General features: G+C 70.0%; 15 protein-coding genes and 4 tRNA genes. 11 read left to right on the forward strand and 8 right to left on the reverse strand.

Going from position 1 to position 16,588, the window contains the following annotated elements; translation table 11 throughout:
* Nucleotides 1-128: 128 nt before the first annotated feature.
* Together AQI95_RS00145 and AQI95_RS00150 are read right to left on the reverse strand one after the other, a co-directional pair.
* Complete coding sequence (locus tag AQI95_RS00145; RefSeq protein WP_067116876.1) at nt 129-653, reverse strand: hypothetical protein; 525 nt, start codon at nt 651-653, stop codon at nt 129-131.
* Between the two features lie 156 nt (nt 654-809).
* Entirely contained in the window at nt 810-1,160 is a 351-nt protein-coding gene (locus AQI95_RS00150) for a metallopeptidase family protein (protein WP_067115278.1), read from the reverse strand.
* Nucleotides 1,161-1,242: 82 nt separating this feature from the next.
* Here AQI95_RS00150 and AQI95_RS00155 point away from each other — a divergent pair, with 82 nt between their 5' ends.
* From AQI95_RS00155 to AQI95_RS00195, 9 genes are all read left to right on the forward strand, one after another.
* Nucleotides 1,243-2,823 (forward strand): metallophosphoesterase family protein, encoded by a 1,581-nt coding sequence (locus tag AQI95_RS00155; RefSeq protein WP_107121511.1) that lies wholly within the window; start codon nt 1,243-1,245, stop codon nt 2,821-2,823.
* An 80-nt stretch (nt 2,824-2,903) separates the two neighbouring features.
* Nucleotides 2,904-2,976 (forward strand) — tRNA-Glu (locus AQI95_RS00160).
* A gap of 36 nt (nt 2,977-3,012) precedes the next feature.
* Nucleotides 3,013-3,087: transfer RNA gene (locus AQI95_RS00165), tRNA-Asp, on the forward strand.
* Nucleotides 3,088-3,111: 24 nt separating this feature from the next.
* Nucleotides 3,112-3,185 (forward strand) — tRNA-Phe (locus AQI95_RS00170).
* A 53-nt stretch (nt 3,186-3,238) separates the two neighbouring features.
* Nucleotides 3,239-3,436, forward strand: coding sequence for a DivIVA domain-containing protein (locus AQI95_RS00175; protein WP_107121512.1), 198 nt, complete (start codon nt 3,239-3,241; stop codon nt 3,434-3,436).
* The gene (locus tag AQI95_RS00180) at nt 3,433-3,774 is read left to right on the forward strand and encodes a hypothetical protein (RefSeq protein WP_425264845.1); all 342 of its coding nucleotides are present in this window, start codon (nt 3,433-3,435) and stop codon (nt 3,772-3,774) included. The genes AQI95_RS00175 and AQI95_RS00180 overlap by 4 nt, the downstream gene beginning before the upstream one ends.
* A gap of 117 nt (nt 3,775-3,891) precedes the next feature.
* Entirely contained in the window at nt 3,892-7,845 is a 3,954-nt protein-coding gene (gene hrpA, locus AQI95_RS00185) for an ATP-dependent RNA helicase HrpA (protein WP_067115283.1), read from the forward strand.
* Between the two features lie 97 nt (nt 7,846-7,942).
* Nucleotides 7,943-8,017 (forward strand) — tRNA-Asp (locus AQI95_RS00190).
* Nucleotides 8,018-8,167: 150 nt separating this feature from the next.
* Entirely contained in the window at nt 8,168-8,359 is a 192-nt protein-coding gene (locus AQI95_RS00195) for a DUF6274 family protein (protein ID WP_067115286.1), read from the forward strand.
* A gap of 461 nt (nt 8,360-8,820) precedes the next feature.
* Here AQI95_RS00195 and bldC read toward each other — a convergent pair whose 3' ends face one another.
* A complete protein-coding gene (bldC, locus tag AQI95_RS00200; protein WP_003949541.1) occupies nt 8,821-9,027 on the reverse strand; it encodes a developmental transcriptional regulator BldC in 207 nt (68 codons plus the stop codon).
* 531 nt (nt 9,028-9,558) lie between these two features.
* Nucleotides 9,559-10,401 carry a DUF8083 family protein gene (locus tag AQI95_RS00205; RefSeq protein ID WP_067115289.1) on the reverse strand — a complete coding sequence of 281 codons (843 nt, stop codon included), beginning with the start codon at nt 10,399-10,401 and terminating at the stop codon, nt 9,559-9,561.
* Nucleotides 10,402-10,613: 212 nt separating this feature from the next.
* On the opposite strand from AQI95_RS00205, the gene AQI95_RS00210 reads away from it, so the two are divergent.
* Nucleotides 10,614-11,720: a Leu/Phe/Val dehydrogenase gene (locus AQI95_RS00210; RefSeq protein WP_067115291.1), complete on the forward strand. Its 1,107-nt coding sequence runs from the start codon at nt 10,614-10,616 to the stop codon at nt 11,718-11,720.
* 291 nt (nt 11,721-12,011) lie between these two features.
* The gene (locus tag AQI95_RS44305; protein ID WP_079070959.1) at nt 12,012-12,269 is read left to right on the forward strand and encodes a DUF3073 domain-containing protein; all 258 of its coding nucleotides are present in this window, start codon (nt 12,012-12,014) and stop codon (nt 12,267-12,269) included.
* 63 nt (nt 12,270-12,332) lie between these two features.
* On the opposite strand, the gene purM is transcribed toward AQI95_RS44305, so the two are convergent.
* The 4 genes from purM to AQI95_RS00230 all read right to left on the reverse strand — a co-directional run bounded on the left by purM (nt 12,333) and on the right by AQI95_RS00230 (nt 16,504).
* Nucleotides 12,333-13,430, reverse strand: coding sequence for a phosphoribosylformylglycinamidine cyclo-ligase (gene purM, locus AQI95_RS00215; RefSeq protein ID WP_067115294.1), 1,098 nt, complete (start codon nt 13,428-13,430; stop codon nt 12,333-12,335).
* Nucleotides 13,431-13,461: 31 nt separating this feature from the next.
* Nucleotides 13,462-14,991: an amidophosphoribosyltransferase gene (gene purF / locus AQI95_RS00220; RefSeq protein WP_067115297.1), complete on the reverse strand. Its 1,530-nt coding sequence runs from the start codon at nt 14,989-14,991 to the stop codon at nt 13,462-13,464.
* 224 nt (nt 14,992-15,215) lie between these two features.
* Nucleotides 15,216-15,671: an META domain-containing protein gene (locus AQI95_RS00225; protein ID WP_067115305.1), complete on the reverse strand. Its 456-nt coding sequence runs from the start codon at nt 15,669-15,671 to the stop codon at nt 15,216-15,218.
* Between the two features lie 35 nt (nt 15,672-15,706).
* Entirely contained in the window at nt 15,707-16,504 is a 798-nt protein-coding gene (locus tag AQI95_RS00230) for a maleylpyruvate isomerase family mycothiol-dependent enzyme (RefSeq protein ID WP_067115307.1), read from the reverse strand.
* Between the last annotated feature and the right edge of the window lie 84 nt (nt 16,505-16,588).

Raw genomic sequence — 16,588 nt, forward strand, 5'->3', positions numbered from 1 at the left:
CAAACGATCTACCACCATACGCACCCACCCCCCCTGAAGGCAAACCGAGCCTCGTATCCGCAGGTCGAACGGCATAGCCGCCGGTCCACTCGAACCGTTTGACCACGGCTGCGCCCCGGCTCGACGGCTCAGGCCGGCACGCCCGCCGCCGGCGCCGGCTCGCGCTGGACGAGCTGCGGCCCCGTCTCCTCGTGCGCCGAGGAGGACGGCTCGGCCGTCGGGGGCTCGGAGGTCGCCGGAGGCGGCGTGGAGGGCGGGGGCTCGGGCGGGGCGGAGGTGACCGGTGGCGTCGGCGGGGCCTCGGTCGGGACCGGGTCCCCGGGCTTGACGGTCTTGCCCGGCCTGCCGGGCTGCGCCGGAGCCGCGGGCGCGCTGCCCTCGCCGCCGGACGGGCTGGCCGACGCGGAGGGCGACTTCCCCGGCTTCGCCTTGCCACCGTGCTCGCGCTTGCCGCCGCCCACCTTGTCGTCGTGCCCGCCGAACCCGCCGGCGCCGTCCACCGGGCCGCCGTCGGGCGCCTCCCCGCCGTGCTGCCCCGCCGAGTGCGAGGGCCGGGCCGGGCCCGCGTCGTCACCCACGTTCACACAACCGGCGGCAGCGGCGAGGGCCAGCACCGTGACGGTGAGCCGGACGGGTACGGGCAAGGGGCGCACGGCGGCCACCTCCGGAGGCAAGGAAAGGAGTCAACCTCCCCAACTCCCGCCGCCCACAAGAGGACACGCGCCCCGCGCGCATCACCACCCGGCCACCCGCACCGGCCCTCCCGGCCGCACGCCCACGCACCCCCGCCGCGGTGCACGCCCCGGCGCTCACCCGTAGCCGAGAGCGTGGAGACGGGCGTCGTCGATGCCGAAGTGGTGGGCGATCTCGTGCACCACGGTCACCTCGGTCTCCGCCACGACGTCCGCGCGGCTGTCGCACATCCTCAGCGTCGGTCCGCGGTAGACGGTGATCCGGTCGGGCAGCACGCCCGCGTACCACTCGCCGCGGTCGGTCAGCGGCGTGCCCTCGTACAGCCCGAGCAGCTCGGGGTCGTGGGCCGGGGGTTCGTCCTCCACGAACACCGCCACGTTGTCCATGAGCCGCGTCAGCTCCGGCGGGATCCGGTCGAGCGCCTCGGCGACCAGCTCCTCGAACTCCTCGCGCGTCATCTCCAGCACACGGTCATTGTCCGGTACGGGGCCCCGTACGAGAGCGGTGCGGCACCGCATATCCGGTCCCGGACTTGGGCATACGGCACCAATGGCCCGCGTTCCCGTCGCAGCCCTTCGCACGATGACGCGCCGCACGCGCCCCGCCCGCCGCGGCACCCGCCCCCTTCCCGCCCCGGAACTCGCGGCCCGCCCCCGCCCCTGGCTCCGCGCTCTCGGCCTCACCGCCGTCGTTCTCGTCGGCGCCTGGCTGGGCCTGCTGATCGTCGGGAGCGTACGGACCCCGGTCGGCCCCATGAACACGACCATGGCGCTGCGTCCGTCGCTCACCGGCGGCACGAAGATCAACATCTCGCCGCTGGGCGCGCTCACCCTGGACAGCCATGTGGCGCCCGTGCGCCTCGATGTGAACGTGGACCAGCTCGACCCGCTCCGCTCCCAGGACCTGGTCGACCACCCCGAGCGGATCTCGGGCCTCCAGGACGAGGTCGCCGCGGACGTCGAGCACGGCACGCTGGACCTGGCCGTGCGCTCCTGTGTCGCCGTGGTCGCCGGCGCCACCGCCCTCGGCCTCGCCGTCTACCGCAGCCCCCGCCGGGCCCTCGCCGCCGGCGGCCTCGCCCTGACCCTGCTGGCCGCGTCCGGGGCGAGCGCGTACGCCACGTGGAACCCGAAGTCGATACTGGAACCCAGGTTCTCCGGGCTGCTCAGCTCGGCACCCTCGGTGGTCGGCAACGCGCGCAGCATCGTCTCCGACTTCAACGTCTACCAGAGCGAACTGGCCCGCCTGGTGACGAACGTGACGAAGCTCTACGACGTCACCTCCACGCTCCCGGCCTACCAGCCGGACCCCTCCACGATCCGGGTCCTGCACGTGTCGGACATCCATCTCAACCCGGCGAGCTGGAAGATCGTCTCCTCGCTGGTGGAGCAGTACAAGGTGAACGTGATCGTCGACTCCGGCGACACGATGGACCACGGCACATCGGCGGAGAACGGCTTCCTGGACCCGATCCGGGACCTGGGGGTGCCGTACGTCTGGGTGCGGGGCAACCACGACTCGCGGACCACCCAGCGCTATCTGCGGCGCATGAAGAACGTGCACGTCCTGGACGACGGCCGGGCGCAGACGGTCGCGGGCCTGCGCTTCGCCGGGATCGGCGACCCGCAGTTCACCCCCGACCGCTCGGTGGTGCCCGGCGGCGACGCGGCGGAGCAGTTGGCCGGCGACCGGCTGGCCAGCGCCCTGCGCGACCAGCGGGCGGCCGGCACACCGGTCGACGTCGCGATCGCCCACGAGCCGGCCGCGGCCCGCGAGACGGACGGCGAGGTGCCGCTGGTGCTGTGCGGGCATCTGCACCACGAGGGCGACGAGATGCTGCCGTACGGCACGAGGCTGCGTATGGAGGGCTCCACGGGCGGCAGCGGTCTGCGTGCGGTGGAGCACACCTACCCGGCCCCCGTCGAGGCCTCGATCCTCTACTTCGACCGCGACAGCCGCCGGCTGCAGGCCTGGGACGCGATCAGGCTGGGCGGCCTGGGCGAGACGACCGCCGAGGTCAGCCGCCACCTGGCCGACGAGGCCGTCGGGCAGCGGGCCCACCGCAGGCACGCGGGCGCCACTCCCACCCCGACGGCCCCTTCCCCCGCCTCGCCCGCCCCTTCGCCGTAAACCGTTTTGGCGATCCTCCCCGCCATCCCATATGCTTCTCACGTCCCCGACGCGCTGAGAAGCGCCCAGGCGGGCCGATAGCCCTCATCGTCTAGCGGCCTAGGACGCCGCCCTTTCAAGGCGGTAGCACGGGTTCGAATCCCGTTGGGGGCACGCAAGATCGTGTGCGACACTGTTGCACACACGCTTGGTCCTGTGGAGCAGTTTGGAGTGCTCGCCACCCTGTCAAGGTGGAGGCCGCGGGTTCAAATCCCGTCAGGACCGCTGGTGTTTCACGTGAAACACCGTGGCTGGGTAGCTCAGTTGGTACGAGCGATCGCCTGAAAAGCGATAGGTCGCCGGTTCGACCCCGGCCCCAGCCACAACCACGAAGGCCCCGTTCGACGAACGGGGCCTTTGTCGTCGGGGGGCATGCATGGCTGTGGACTTCCAGGGTTTCGAGATCGCCCGGCGCGGCTACGACCGCGCCCAGGTGGACGCCTTTCTGGCCGGGCCGGCCGAAGGCACCTCGCCCGCGGCGCCGCCGGTTTTCGACATCGTCCGGCGCGGGTACGACCGAGCGCAGGTGGACGCACGAGTCGCACAACTGCTGAACGGGGAGACGCGGAGATGAGCCAGGAGCAGGTCGCCGCCGTGATGACGGAAACCCAGCTGGAGAAGGTACGGGCACGGTACGGACTGCTCGCGGTCGTCATCAGCAATGTCGCGATCGCCGCAGTCGCGATCGTCGGGGTGTGGCAGCTCGACGGCGACAAGTCCGTGATCGTCGGCATCCTGACCGCAGCCTTCACCGCCGTGAGCAGCATGACCACGGCCTACCTGGGCATCAAGGCCGTCTCCAACACGGCGAAGTCCATCGCGCTGGGGCAGCAGAGCGCCGCGCTGAACGCGGCACCTCCTGCCGCGGCCGCGCCGCCGGCCGCCGCGCCGCCGGCCCAGCGCACTTCCTGAGCCGACCCGCCGGTATCCCGCCGCGCGGTGCCCGTGCGCCCGGACGGAAGACGGCTGACGGCTCCCCGGGCAAATCATTCGCGTGATTTTCGGCGGGGGTGAGATCCTGGATCGCGTATGTCTACGCATCCCGCCCCCGCTCTCGGCGCCCTCGCCCCCCGTCTGACCGAGCTGTCGCTGCGCGACGCGCATCGGCTCGGCCGGCGGCTGGAGGGTGCGCGCAAGATCCGTAAGCCGGAGGCCCGCGCCGCCGTCCTCGCCGAGATCGAGGCGGAGGTCGGCAAGGCCGAGGCCCGGATCGGTGAACGGCGTGCCCGCGTGCCCGCCGTCACGTACCCCGAGCAGCTGCCGGTCAGCCAGAAGAAGGACGAGATCGCGGCGGCCATCCGCGATCACCAGGTCGTCATCGTGGCCGGTGAGACCGGGTCCGGCAAGACCACGCAGATCCCCAAGATCTGCATGGAGCTGGGCCGGGGCGTGCGCGGCATGATCGGGCACACCCAGCCCCGCCGTATCGCCGCGCGGACCGTCGCCGAGCGCGTGGCGGAGGAGCTGAAGACGCCCCTGGGCGAGGCCGTCGGCTGGAAGGTCCGCTTCACCGACCAGGTGAACCCGGACGCCACCTTCGTCAAGCTGATGACGGACGGCATCCTGCTCGCCGAGGTCCAGACCGACCGCGAGCTGCGCGGCTACGACACGATCATCATCGACGAGGCCCACGAGCGGTCCCTCAACATCGACTTCCTGCTCGGCTATCTGGCACAGCTGCTGCCCAGGCGCCCGGACCTCAAGGTCGTCATCACCTCGGCGACCATCGACCCCGACCGCTTCTCCCGGCACTTCGGCGACGCCCCGATCATCGAGGTCAGCGGCCGGACCTACCCGGTGGAGGTGCGCTACCGGCCGCTGCTGGAGGAGTACACCGAGGACGCTGCGGACGCCGACCGGGACCAGATCACCGCGATCACCGACGCCGTCGAGGAACTGATGGCGGAGGGGCAGGGCGACATCCTCGTGTTCCTCTCCGGTGAGCGGGAGATCCGGGACACGGCGGACGCGCTGGAGAAGAAGAAGTACAGGTTCACCGAGGTACTGCCGCTGTACGCCCGGCTGTCGCACGCCGAGCAGCACCGGGTCTTCCAGCCTCACACCGGGCGCAGGATCGTTCTGGCCACCAACGTCGCCGAGACGTCCCTCACCGTCCCCGGGATCAAGTACGTCATCGACCCCGGCTTCGCCCGGATCAGCCGCTACAGCCACCGCACCAAGGTCCAGCGGCTGCCCATCGAGCCGGTCTCCCAGGCCAGCGCCAACCAGCGCAAGGGCCGCTGCGGCCGGACGAGCGACGGTATCTGCATCCGGCTGTACTCCGAGGACGACTTCCTCGCCCGGCCGGAGTTCACGGACGCCGAGATCCTGCGCACGAACCTCGCCTCCGTGATCCTGCAGATGACCGCCGCCGGCCTCGGCGACATCGAGAAGTTCCCCTTCATCGACCCGCCGGACCACCGCAACATCCGTGACGGCGTGCAGCTGCTGCAGGAACTGGGCGCGCTGGACCCCACGCAGAAGGACGTCCGCAAGCGGCTCACCGACACCGGCCGCAAGCTGGCCCAGCTGCCCGTCGACCCGCGCCTGGCCCGGATGGTCCTGGAGGCCGACCGCAACGGCTGCGTCCGCGAGGTCATGGTCATCGCCGCCGCGCTGTCCATCCAGGACCCGCGCGAGCGGCCGGCCGACAAGCAGACCCAGGCCGACCAGCAGCACGCCCGCTTCAAGGACGAGTCCAGCGACTTCCTCGCCTATCTGAACCTGTGGCGGTACGTCCGTGAGCAGCAGAAGGAGCGGGGCTCCAGCTCCTTCCGACGGATGTGCAAGCAGGAGTACCTGAACTTCCTGCGCATCCGCGAGTGGCAGGACATCTACACCCAGCTGCGTACGGTCGCCAAGCAGATGGGCATCCACCTCGCCGAGGAGGACGCGCCCGGCGACCGCATCCACGTCTCGCTCCTCGCCGGCCTTCTCTCCCACATCGGGATGAAGGACGTACGGGACGGCAACAAGAACGAGTACCTGGGCGCCCGCAGCGCCAAGTTCGCGATCTTCCCGGGCTCCTCTCTGTTCAAGAAGCAGCCGAAGTTCGTGATGTCGGCCGAGCTGGTGGAGACGAGCCGGCTGTGGGCGCGGGTCAACGCCAAGATCGAGCCCGACTGGGTCGAACCGCTCGCCGAGCACCTGCTGAAGCGGACGTACAGCGAACCGCACTGGGAGAAGGACCAGGCGGCCGTGCTGGCGTACGAGAAGGTCACGCTGTACGGCGTCCCGATCGTCGCCCAGCGCAAGGTGAACTACGGCCGGATCGACCCCGAGGTCAGCCGCGAGCTGTTCATCCGCAACGCGCTGGTCGAGGGCGACTGGCGCACGCACCACAAGTTCTTCGCCGACAACCGCAGACTCCTCAGCGAGGTGGAGGAGCTGGAGCACCGGGCGCGGCGCCGGGACATCGTGGTCGACGACGAGACGCTCTTCGACTTCTACGACCAGCGGGTGCCCGAACACGTCGTCTCCGGAGCCCACTTCGACTCCTGGTGGAAGCGGAAGCGGACGGAGCAGCCGGACTTCCTGGACTTCGAGCGGGAGATGCTCATCCGGGAGTCGGCCGAGGCGGTGACCAAGGCCGACTATCCGGACTCCTGGCGGCAGGGGCAGCTCACGTTCCGGGTGACGTACCAGTTCGAGCCGGGCGCGGACGCGGACGGTGTGACGGTCCACGTCCCGCTCCAGGTCCTCAACCAGATCACGGACGAGGGCTTCGACTGGCAGATCCCGGGCCTGCGCGAGGAGGTGGTGACGGAACTGATCCGTACCCTGCCCAAGCCGATCCGCCGCAACTACGTGCCCGCGCCGAACTACGCGAGGGCCTTCCTGGAGAAGGCGGTGCCCCTGCAGGAGCCGCTGACCGTGACGATGGCCCGCGAGCTGAAGCGGATGGTCGGCGTGCCGTTCGAGGCGGAGGACTTCGACTGGTCCAAGGTCCCCGACCATCTCAAGATCACGTTCCGGATCGTCGACGAGCGGCGCCGCAACCTGGCCGAGGACAAGGACCTGGAGGCGCTGAAGCTCCAGCTGAAGCCGAAGGCGCGCAAGGCCCTCTCCCAGGCCGCCGCGGCGACGGCCTCCCGCGAGGGCGGCGAGTCCCTGGAACGCAAGGGCCTGACGGACTGGACGATCGGCACGCTCACCCGGGTCTTCGAGACCCGCCGCGCCGGCCAGCCGGTGAAGGCGTACCCGGCCCTGGTGGACGACGGCGACACGGTCTCGGTCCGGCTCTTCGACACGGAGGCCGAGCAGACCGAGGCGATGTGGAAGGGCACCCGGCGGCTCATCCTGCGCAACATCCCGGTGAACCCGGCGAAGTTCGCCTCCGAGAAGCTGACCAACGCCCAGAAGCTCGCCCTGTCGGCGAACCCGCACGGCTCCGTCCAGGCCCTCTTCGACGACTGCGCGACGGCCGCGGCGGACAAGCTGATCGCGGACTTCGGCGGCCCGGTGTGGGACGAGGAGTCGTATCGGAAGCTGTACGACAAGGTGCGCGCGGAGATCGTCGACACGACGGTCCGCACGGTCGCCCAGGTGCAGCAGGTCCTCGCGGCCTGGCAGGCCTGTGAGCGCCGTCTGAAGGCCGTGCGGAGCCCGGTGCTGCTCGCGAACCTGACGGACGTCCGGGGGCAGCTGGACGCCCTTGTGAAGCCCGGTTTCGTGACGTGGGCCGGCATACGCCGCCTGCCCGACCTGATGCGCTATCTGGTGGCCGCGGACCGGCGTCTGCAGCAGATGCCGACGAACGTCCAGCGGGACACCACGCGCATGGAGAAGGTCCACGAGATGCGGGACGAGTACGCCTGGCTCCTGGAGCAGCTCCCCAAGGGCCGCCCGGTGCCGCGGCAGGTCCTGGACATCCGCTGGATGATCGAGGAGCTTCGGGTCAGCTATTTCGCCCACGCGCTGGGCACGGCGTACCCCGTCTCCGACAAGCGGATCGTGAAGGCGATCGACGCGGCCGCACCGTAGCCGCCCGTGTACAGGGGGTGAGTTCGACCAGGCGACCCCACCTCCTGTACAGTCTCATCTCGCAGCGCAACGCACCGAGCCAAGCGCCGCGAAACCTGGTCCTGTGGAGCAGTTTGGAGTGCTCGCCACCCTGTCAAGGTGGAGGCCGCGGGTTCAAATCCCGTCAGGACCGCAAGAGAGAAGGGCCCCCTCGTGGGGCCCTTCTTCTGTTCCCCGCTTCGCGGCAGGCCGGCAGTGGGCGTCCGCGCCCTTGACGGCGTCACATTCCGTCGGTACCCAGAGACCAGGGCCCGTTCCCCTGTGCGGTCCGCGGAGGTGGCGTATGGCGGCATCGGCCAGGCACGAGACGCGGGCACTGCTCCGGGCCCATCTGTCGGCCGCCTCGGCCTACCGGCACCTCACCCGCCACTGCCCCATCTGCCATCACCTGCTGCGGCTGGCCATGGACACCACCCCGCGGATCCATGAGGCGAGCGACGAGGAGACGGAGGACGAAAGTCCTCGCACCGCGTGACCAAGGCCGGTCCCAACAGCCCCGTCGACGTGGGACGCTGGAACGGACCGCTCCTCTAGCGCACACACACCGTCGGCAACAACCGACGGGTCGTGTGACGGGAGTCACCGCATGAGTTTTTGAAAGGGCGGAACTTACCCCCGCCCTACAACTGGTCAATAGAATATGTGCAATTGCACCGCCCTCGGAGGCCGTGCGCAGCGGTTCCGACAGCCCTGCCCAGACTCCGACAAGGGCGCTCACGGAGCGCCGCCCCCGGCCCCGACCAGCACACAAAAAAGATCGCGCTGAACCCGGCGGGGTCCAGCGCGATCTACGACGCACCCTGTGTCGCTGCCTACAACGTTCTCTTCGGCCTGGGCGTGGGGCCTGTTGGGGCAGGTCCCGCGTCGCTTGGAGCTAGGGTTTCGGGCGCCTCGACAGGTTGGGGGACCTGCCGTTCTGCCCGGTTATGCGGTTGTTCAGGCCTCGCTGCGCTGCTGCGGGATGCCCGCGAGCAGAGCGCGGACCTCAGCCTCGCGATAGCGGCGATGGCCGCCGAGCGTACGGATGGACGTGAGCTTGCCGGCCTTCGCCCACCGCGTGACCGTCTTGGGGTCGACGCGGAACATGGTGGCGACCTCAGCCGGGGTCAGCAGCGGCTCGGCATCAGGGGTGCGAGCGGTCATGAGCGGCCTCCTCGGGAGAACCGAACCTTCTCGGTTCTTTCCTCTAAATTCTGCACCTTGACCCGCGTTGCCCGAAATGGCGGACGCGAGTCGAGTCGGTTATAGGACGAACGGCTTGTCCTCGGCACTACAACTACACCATCTGTCCAGCCGCGTCGGCCAAACCGATGGAATTGCCCTCCCAGGTGTTCATCAGCGACGGAAGCCGATGGACCATGCCATAGCGGACAGTCACGCCACTGTGACGATCAGTCACAGGGCGATCAGGAGTCACCAGACCCCCCAAAGCGTGCAATGCTGAGATTCCGCCCATGATGGAGCATAGTTGGACGGACGGAGCCCTCCCCGGACTCCTTGTCCTATTTTGGCATGAGGAGTGGCAAGAGGCGCAAGGGCCGGGTAAGTGCCGTCCATCACCCTTGAGGCAATAGTCCAGATCGGGACCAACGTCCCGTCACATGGTCAAGTGCCGTAGACCGTACGTCGTTCGACGCCGTTCGAGCCGTGATGTACATCACGCCCACATGTCACTCAATTCGCGGAACGCCGGTCCCGTACCGCCCGCCAGCGCTCGACGAGCCGCACGTACGCCTCGCCGGCCGCCGCCCCGTCGCCCCGACGCAGCGCCTCGATGCCGCCGGCCACGTCCGCCGCCGAGTGGTCGCCCTCCAACTCGGCGGCCGACAGCACATGCACCAGCCCGCCGTAGTCCAGCTCCACCAGCGAGCGCGGGTGGAACTCCTCCAGCCAGCGGCCGACGTCCATCAGGCCCTCGATCAGCGGGCTCTCCTCGACGGTGTCCTTCAGCGTGCGCAGCGCCCGCGCCACCCGCCGCCGGGCCTGCACCATGGGCGTGCGGTAGCGCAGCAGCGGCGGCACCTCGGCGGTGCCCTTCTCGTGGCGCCGCTCCTCGTCGGAGACCAGCACGAACCAGTTCAGCGGCACCTGCCAGGTCGCCGTGCGGATCCACGGGCGGGCGTCGGGGTTGCGCACGAGCCAGCGCTCGTAGTCCTGGGCGGCCTGGAGGCGCACGACCTGGGGCAGCGCCGCGTCGAGGACCGGCGCCGGCAGCTCGTCCACCAGCTCGCCGAGCGCCTGCCAGCCGCGCAGCCGGGTCCGCCAGGGGCACACGCAGACCACGCCGTCGACCTCCAGCACGAAGGCGTCGCTGCTCTCGTGCACCGGCACGACGACCGGCGGGGTGGGCAGCAAGTCGGCGAGGGAGCGGCGCAGTTCGTCCTGGTAGGAGGGGCGGTCGGGGCGGCGGGCGTAGCTCGCCCAGTGGCTGCGCTCCGGCTCCGGGAAGGCGACCAGCGGCTCGTACACGCGCAGGTACGCGGCATAAGGGACGACCACGGAGGACACCTTCGGCACGCCTGCTCCCTCCCCACCGGGCCCCGCCCGAAAACCGCTGCAAAACCACTGCAAATCGTGCCACGGACATGCGTGCACAAGCGGCTCTCGAGAGTGATCCTGAACACTGCACGGATGGTGGTCGAGTCGAGGCTCTACGCTCATGCCACGGCGCCCCGCCACCCGTACGGGGTGCCAGCCCCACTCGCCGCTAGTACACAGGAGTCACCACAGTGACCGACGTAACCGGCGCACCTGCTGATGTCCTGCACACCTTGTTCCACTCGGACCAGGGCGGCCATGAGCAGGTCGTGCTCTGCCAGGACCGCGCCAGCGGCCTCAAGGCCGTGATCGCCATCCACTCCACCGCCCTGGGCCCGGCCCTCGGCGGCACGCGCTTCTACCCGTACGCCACCGAGGCCGAGGCCGTCGCCGACGCCCTCAACCTCGCGCGCGGGATGTCGTACAAGAACGCCATGGCCGGTCTCGACCACGGCGGCGGCAAGGCCGTCATCATCGGCGACCCGGAACGCGACAAGTCCGAGGAACTGCTCCTCGCCTACGGCCGCATGGTCGCCTCGCTCGGCGGGCGCTACGTCACCGCCTGCGACGTCGGCACCTACGTCGCCGACATGGACGTCGTGGCCCGCGAGTGCCGCTGGACCACCGGCCGCTCCCCCGAGAACGGCGGCGCCGGCGACTCCTCCGTGCTCACCGCCTTCGGCGTCTACCAGGGCATGCGCGCCTCCGCCCAGCACCTGTGGGGCGACCCCTCGCTGCGCGGCCGCAAGGTCGGCGTCGCGGGCGTCGGCAAGGTCGGCCACCACCTGGTGAAGCACCTGCGCGAGGAGGGCGCCGAGGTCGTCGTCACGGACGTGCGCCCGGACGCCGTCCAGCGGATCCTCGAGCAGTACCCGGCGGGCGTGACGGCGGTCGTCGACACCGAGGCGCTGATCCGGACCGAGGGGCTCGACGTCTACGCCCCGTGCGCGCTCGGCGGCGCCCTGAACGACCACAGCGTGCCGGTCCTCACCGCCAAGGTGGTCTGCGGCGCGGCCAACAACCAGCTCGCGCACCCGGGCGTCGAGAAGGACCTCGCCGACCGCGGGATCCTCTACGCGCCGGACTACGTGGTGAACGCCGGCGGGGTCATCCAGGTCGCCGACGAGCTGCACGGGTTCGACTTCGACCGGTGCAAGGCGAAAGCGGCGAAGATCTTCGACACCACGCTGGCCATATTCGCACGTGCGAAGGAAGACGGGATTCCGCCGGCCGCCGCGGCCGACCGGATCGCCGAGCAGCGCATGGCCGAGGCACGCGCGGGACGTGTCGCACACTGACTCGGTCGCACACGTGAGCGGTACCCGTCGGCGGGAACTTAGAGAGAACTCTCACTTCCACCGGCGGGTCGTTCCCCGATAAGTGGTTAAAATCGCCACTGACCAGCGAGGACGGGGCGCCTCGCAGGTCTTGGGCACACGCGCGTGCTGCGGGCGACGTACCGTATGGGCGCGGGCTCAGGTACCGTGGAAGCCCTACGGACCGGCCTCTCTGCGGAGGGTCCGTTCCGGATCATGAACGCGTGTCAGACTCTGGGGCCGTTGAGCCCCTGTCACCGAGGGGGTCGAGCCATGGGGCGCGGCCGGGCCAAGGCCAAGCAGACAAAGGTCGCCCGCCAGCTGAAGTACAACAGCGGTGGGACTGACCTGTCACGTCTGGCCAGTGAACTGGGCGCATCGACTTCGAGCCAGCCGCCGAACGGCGAGCCGCTCGAGGACGATGAGAACGAAGACGACGAGCTCTATTCTCGTTACGCCGACCTCTATGAGGACGACGACGAGGACGAGGACCACAAGGATCCTCACCAACAGCACCGTCGCGGCGCTTGACCTTGCAGTGACCGGGCCGGTCGGTGGCAGAGCCACCGACCGGTTTCTGTGCTGTCCGTACGGTCAGACGGCGTAGTCCCCGACCAGCTCGGCACCCGTCGCCTTCTCGCCACGTTCCGTGATCTCGCCGGCCACCCATGCCTCGACACCACGGTCGGCCAGGGTCGCGAGGGCCACCTCGGTGGACTCCTCGGGGACGATCGCCATCATGCCGACGCCCATGTTGAGGGTCTTCTCCAGCTCCAGGCGCTCGACGTTCCCGGTCCTGCCGACCAGGTCGAAGATCGCGCCGGGGGCCCAGGTGGAGCGGTCGACCGTGGCGTGCAGCCCGTCCGGGATCACACGGGCCAGGTTGGCCGCGAGACCGCCGCCGGTGATGTGCGAGAACGCGTGCACCTCGGCGGTGCGGGTCAGCGCCAGGCAGTCCAGCGAGTAGATCTTCGTGGGCTCCAACAGCTCCTCGCCGAGGGTGCGACCGAGCTCGGCGACCTCTGCCTCCAGGGCGAGCCCGGCGCGGTCCAGCAGGACGTGGCGGACCAGGGAGTACCCGTTCGAGTGAAGCCCCGAGGACGCCATGGCGATCACCGTGTCGCCCGTACGGATGCGATCCGCACCGAGCAGCCGGTCGGCCTCCACGACGCCCGTACCGGCGCCGGCGACGTCGAAGTCGTCCGCGCCCAGCAGGCCCGGGTGCTCGGCCGTCTCGCCACCCACCAGCGCGCATCCGGCGAGCACACAGCCCTCCGCGATGCCCTTCACGATGGCCGCGACGCGCTCGGGGTGGACCTTCCCGACGCAGATGTAGTCCGTCATGAACAGCGGCTCGGCGCCGCACACGACGATGTCGTCCATGACCATGGCGACGAGGTCGTGGCCGATGGTGTCGTACACGCCCATACGGCGGGCGATGTCGACCTTCGTGCCGACGCCGTCCGTGGCGGAGGCGAGCAGCGGGCGCTCGTAGCGCTTGAGGGCGGAGGCGTCGAAGAGCCCGGCGAAACCGCCGAGGCCGCCGAGGACCTCGGGGCGCTGCGTCTTCTTCACCCACTCCTTCATGAGTTCTACGGCGCGGTCGCCCGCTTCGATGTCGACACCGGCAGCCGCGTAGGAAGCACCGGAACTGCCCGTCGACGGAGTCGACTGATCTGACACAGCAGACATTGCCTGGGATCTTTCGGGTTGATGACGGGGCTTACGGGCGGCGGATCGCGTCGGCGGCGGCCGTCGCGGCGGGCCCGGCGGCCAGCTCGGTCTCCAGCAGCTGCTTGCCGAGCAGCTCGGGATCCGGCAGCTCCATCGGGTACTCGCCGTCGAAGCAGGCGCGGCACAGGTTGGGCTTGGCGATGGTGGTCGCCTCGATCATGCCGTCGATGGAGATGTAGGCGAGCGAGTCGGCGCCGAGGCTGGTGCCGATCTCGTCGATGGTCATTCCGTTGGCGATCAGCTCCGCGCGCGTGGCGAAGTCGATACCGAAGAAACAGGGCCACTTCACGGGCGGCGAGGAGATCCGGATGTGCACCTCGGCCGCGCCGGCCTCGCGGAGCATGCGGACCAGGGCGCGCTGGGTGTTGCCGCGCACGATCGAGTCGTCGACGACGACCAGGCGCTTGCCCTTGATGACTTCCTTCAGCGGGTTCAGCTTCAGGCGGATGCCGATCTGGCGAATGGTCTGCGAAGGCTGGATGAAGGTCCGGCCGACGTAGGCGTTCTTCACGAGACCTGCGCCGAAGGGGATGCCGGAGGCCTCCGCGTAGCCGATGGCGGCAGGGGTGCCGGACTCCGGGGTGGCTATGACCAGATCGGCTTCGGCGGGGGCTTCCTTGGCGAGCCGGCGGCCCATCTCCACCCGGGAGAGGTACACGTTCCGGCCGGCGATGTCGGTGTCCGGGCGGGCCAGGTACACATACTCGAACACACAGCCCTTGGGCTTCGCTTCTGCGAATCGGGAGCTGCGCAGACCGTTCTCGTCGACGGCGACGAACTCGCCCGGCTCCAGCTCACGGACGAAGCTGGCGCCCACGATGTCCAGGGCGGCGGTCTCGGAGGCGACCACCCAGCCGCGCTCCAGGCGGCCGAGGACCAGCGGGCGGATGCCCTGCGGGTCACGGGCGGCGTAGAGGGTGTGCTCGTCCATGAAGACGAGGGAGAAGGCGCCCCGCACCTTGGGGAGGACCGTGTGGGCGGCCTCCTCGATGGTGAGCGGCTTGCCGTCCGCGTCGACCTGGGCGGCGAGCAGGGCCGTCAGCAGGTCGGTGTCGTTGGTCGCCGCGACCCGGGTGGAGCGGCTGTTGTTGTCGTTCGGCAGGTCGGCGACCATCTCGGCGAGCTGTGCCGTGTTGACCAGGTTGCCGTTGTGGCCGAGCGCGATCGAGCCGTGCGCGGTGGCACGGAACGTCGGCTGGGCGTTCTCCCACACGGAGGCGCCGGTGGTCGAGTAGCGGGCGTGTCCGACCGCGATATGACCCTGGAGCGAACCGAGCGAGGTCTCGTCGAAGACCTGGGAGACCAGGCCCATGTCCTTGAAGACGAGGATCTGGGAGCCGTTGCTGACCGCGATTCCCGCGGATTCCTGACCCCGGTGCTGGAGGGCGTAGAGCCCGAAGTACGTGAGCTTTGCGACCTCTTCACCCGGAGCCCAGACACCGAAGACGCCGCAAGCGTCCTGGGGGCCCTTCTCGCCGGGAAGCAGATCGTGATTGAGTCGACCGTCACCACGTGGCACGCCACCGAGTGTAGGCGAGGTCGACCACTGGTCCGAATTGGGGATACGCGCTTCTTACGGATCAGATCATGTGGATCACCTTGTCGGTTTCTTCGTTTATGCAGGTCAGCTAGGCGTGTTCGACTATCCGGTGGGCGCCTGCGGCCTGCCGCGCGACGCCCGCCGCCGGGTTCGCCGGGTCTGTGAGTGAGGTGTCGCACATCATTCGGGCGTACTGCGGGTGATCATCCGGACGTGCCGCGGCTGAGCTGGATGCGGTCGCCGTCGCCGTCGGTGAGGGTCAGCTTCCCGTCGCCGGCCTTGGCCACGAGCGTGCCGGTGGTCAGGGCGCGAGAGAGGGCGCGCTCGAAGTCCATCCGGTCGGGGGCGCAGGCCATCCTGGTCGTGCGCAGATCGCCGAAGGTGATGTGGTCGCCGTGGACCGTGGCCCGGGCGCTGAACTGGTTGCAGCCGAGGTTCCCGGCCGCCTTGCCGTCGGCGTCGATGCGGAGGCGGGCGGCAGCGGGCGCGTGCCGGGTGCTGCCACCGACGGTCAGGCTGTCGACCCGCCAGTCGACGCCGGTCACCGGCTGTTGGACGCTCACCGCACCACTGTCCGCCCTCCCGCTGCCGCATGCCACCGTGAGCACGGCGAGAGCGGCGGCCACCGTCGGGATCATGCGCTTCTTGTACCGATTCATGGCGATTCGACGCTCCGCCGGTCCAAGTGGTTCCGCTACGACATCAGCGGCAGCAGCCCCCCGAGGTCCGCCCGCTCCCCGCTGGCGCTCACCATGGCCTCCTCGACGGCCTCCGCCCAGCCCACCCGGCCGGTGGCGAGCCGGATCCAGGTCAGCGGATCGGTCTCGACGACGTTGGGCGGGGTGCCGCGGGTGTGCCGGGGCCCCTCGACGCACTGCACCACGGCGTACGGCGGCACACGCACCTCGGTGGAGCCGCCGGGCGCCTTCACGGCGAGGGCGTCGGCGAGCAGCCGGGTGGCGGCGGCCAGGGCCTGGCGGTCGTGGGGCACCTGGAGACCGGGCACCGCGGCGTTGAGGTCGTCGGTGTGGACGACGAGTTCGACGGTCCGGGTGACCAGGTAGTCGTCGAGGGGCAGCGCGCCCGCGTTGGTCTCCAGCAGCCGGCCGCCGAGGTGCCCGGCGAGAAGGGTGCGCAGGGAGGCCTCGACGTCGGCGAGAAAGGCGCCGACGTCGGGGTGGTCCGCGGCGAGACCGCGGGTGAACTCGTCGATGGCGGAGGCGCTCGCGGCGGTGGCGAAGGGCCACTCGGCGACCGTCACGTCCTGCTTGGGCGGGGCCGGCCGGTCCAGGGCGCGGTGGACGGCGGTGGCCGCCATACCGATGTGCGCGATCAGATCGCGTACGGTCCATGCGCCGAGCCGTGTGGGCAGGGCGAGTTGCTCGGGACCGAGGCCGCGGACGGCCTCCCGCACGTTGCCGAGCTGGGCGAGGACCGCGGCACGGGTCTTGGCGGGGTCGTAGGCGCGGGCACGCTTCTTGGCCGGAGGCATGGCGGTGAGCCTATGCCTTCGGAGCGCGGCCGTTCAGACTGTTTTCGACCGGCGCGAAGACACGGTGATCGTGCCCGTGCCGCC

The organism is Streptomyces yokosukanensis, from assembly GCF_001514035.1.
Lineage (GTDB): Bacteria > Actinomycetota > Actinomycetes > Streptomycetales > Streptomycetaceae > Streptomyces > Streptomyces yokosukanensis.

What these genes read in the sequence shown, in the direction of transcription:
- AQI95_RS00155 (WP_107121511.1), top strand. Translation starts at nt 1,243, where the DNA reads ATGGCCCGCGTTCCCGTCGCAGCCCTTCGCACGATGACGCGCCGCACG.
- AQI95_RS00175 (WP_107121512.1), top strand. Translation starts at nt 3,239, where the DNA reads ATGGCTGTGGACTTCCAGGGTTTCGAGATCGCCCGGCGCGGCTACGAC.
- AQI95_RS00180 (WP_425264845.1), top strand. Translation starts at nt 3,433, where the DNA reads ATGAGCCAGGAGCAGGTCGCCGCCGTGATGACGGAAACCCAGCTGGAG.
- hrpA (WP_067115283.1), top strand. Translation starts at nt 3,892, where the DNA reads ATGTCTACGCATCCCGCCCCCGCTCTCGGCGCCCTCGCCCCCCGTCTG.
- AQI95_RS00195 (WP_067115286.1), top strand. Translation starts at nt 8,168, where the DNA reads ATGGCGGCATCGGCCAGGCACGAGACGCGGGCACTGCTCCGGGCCCAT.
- bldC (WP_003949541.1), bottom strand. Translation starts at nt 9,027, where the DNA reads ATGACCGCTCGCACCCCTGATGCCGAGCCGCTGCTGACCCCGGCTGAG.
- AQI95_RS44305 (WP_079070959.1), top strand. Translation starts at nt 12,012, where the DNA reads ATGGGGCGCGGCCGGGCCAAGGCCAAGCAGACAAAGGTCGCCCGCCAG.
- purM (WP_067115294.1), bottom strand. Translation starts at nt 13,430, where the DNA reads ATGTCTGCTGTGTCAGATCAGTCGACTCCGTCGACGGGCAGTTCCGGT.
- AQI95_RS00225 (WP_067115305.1), bottom strand. Translation starts at nt 15,671, where the DNA reads ATGAATCGGTACAAGAAGCGCATGATCCCGACGGTGGCCGCCGCTCTC.
- AQI95_RS00230 (WP_067115307.1), bottom strand. Translation starts at nt 16,504, where the DNA reads ATGCCTCCGGCCAAGAAGCGTGCCCGCGCCTACGACCCCGCCAAGACC.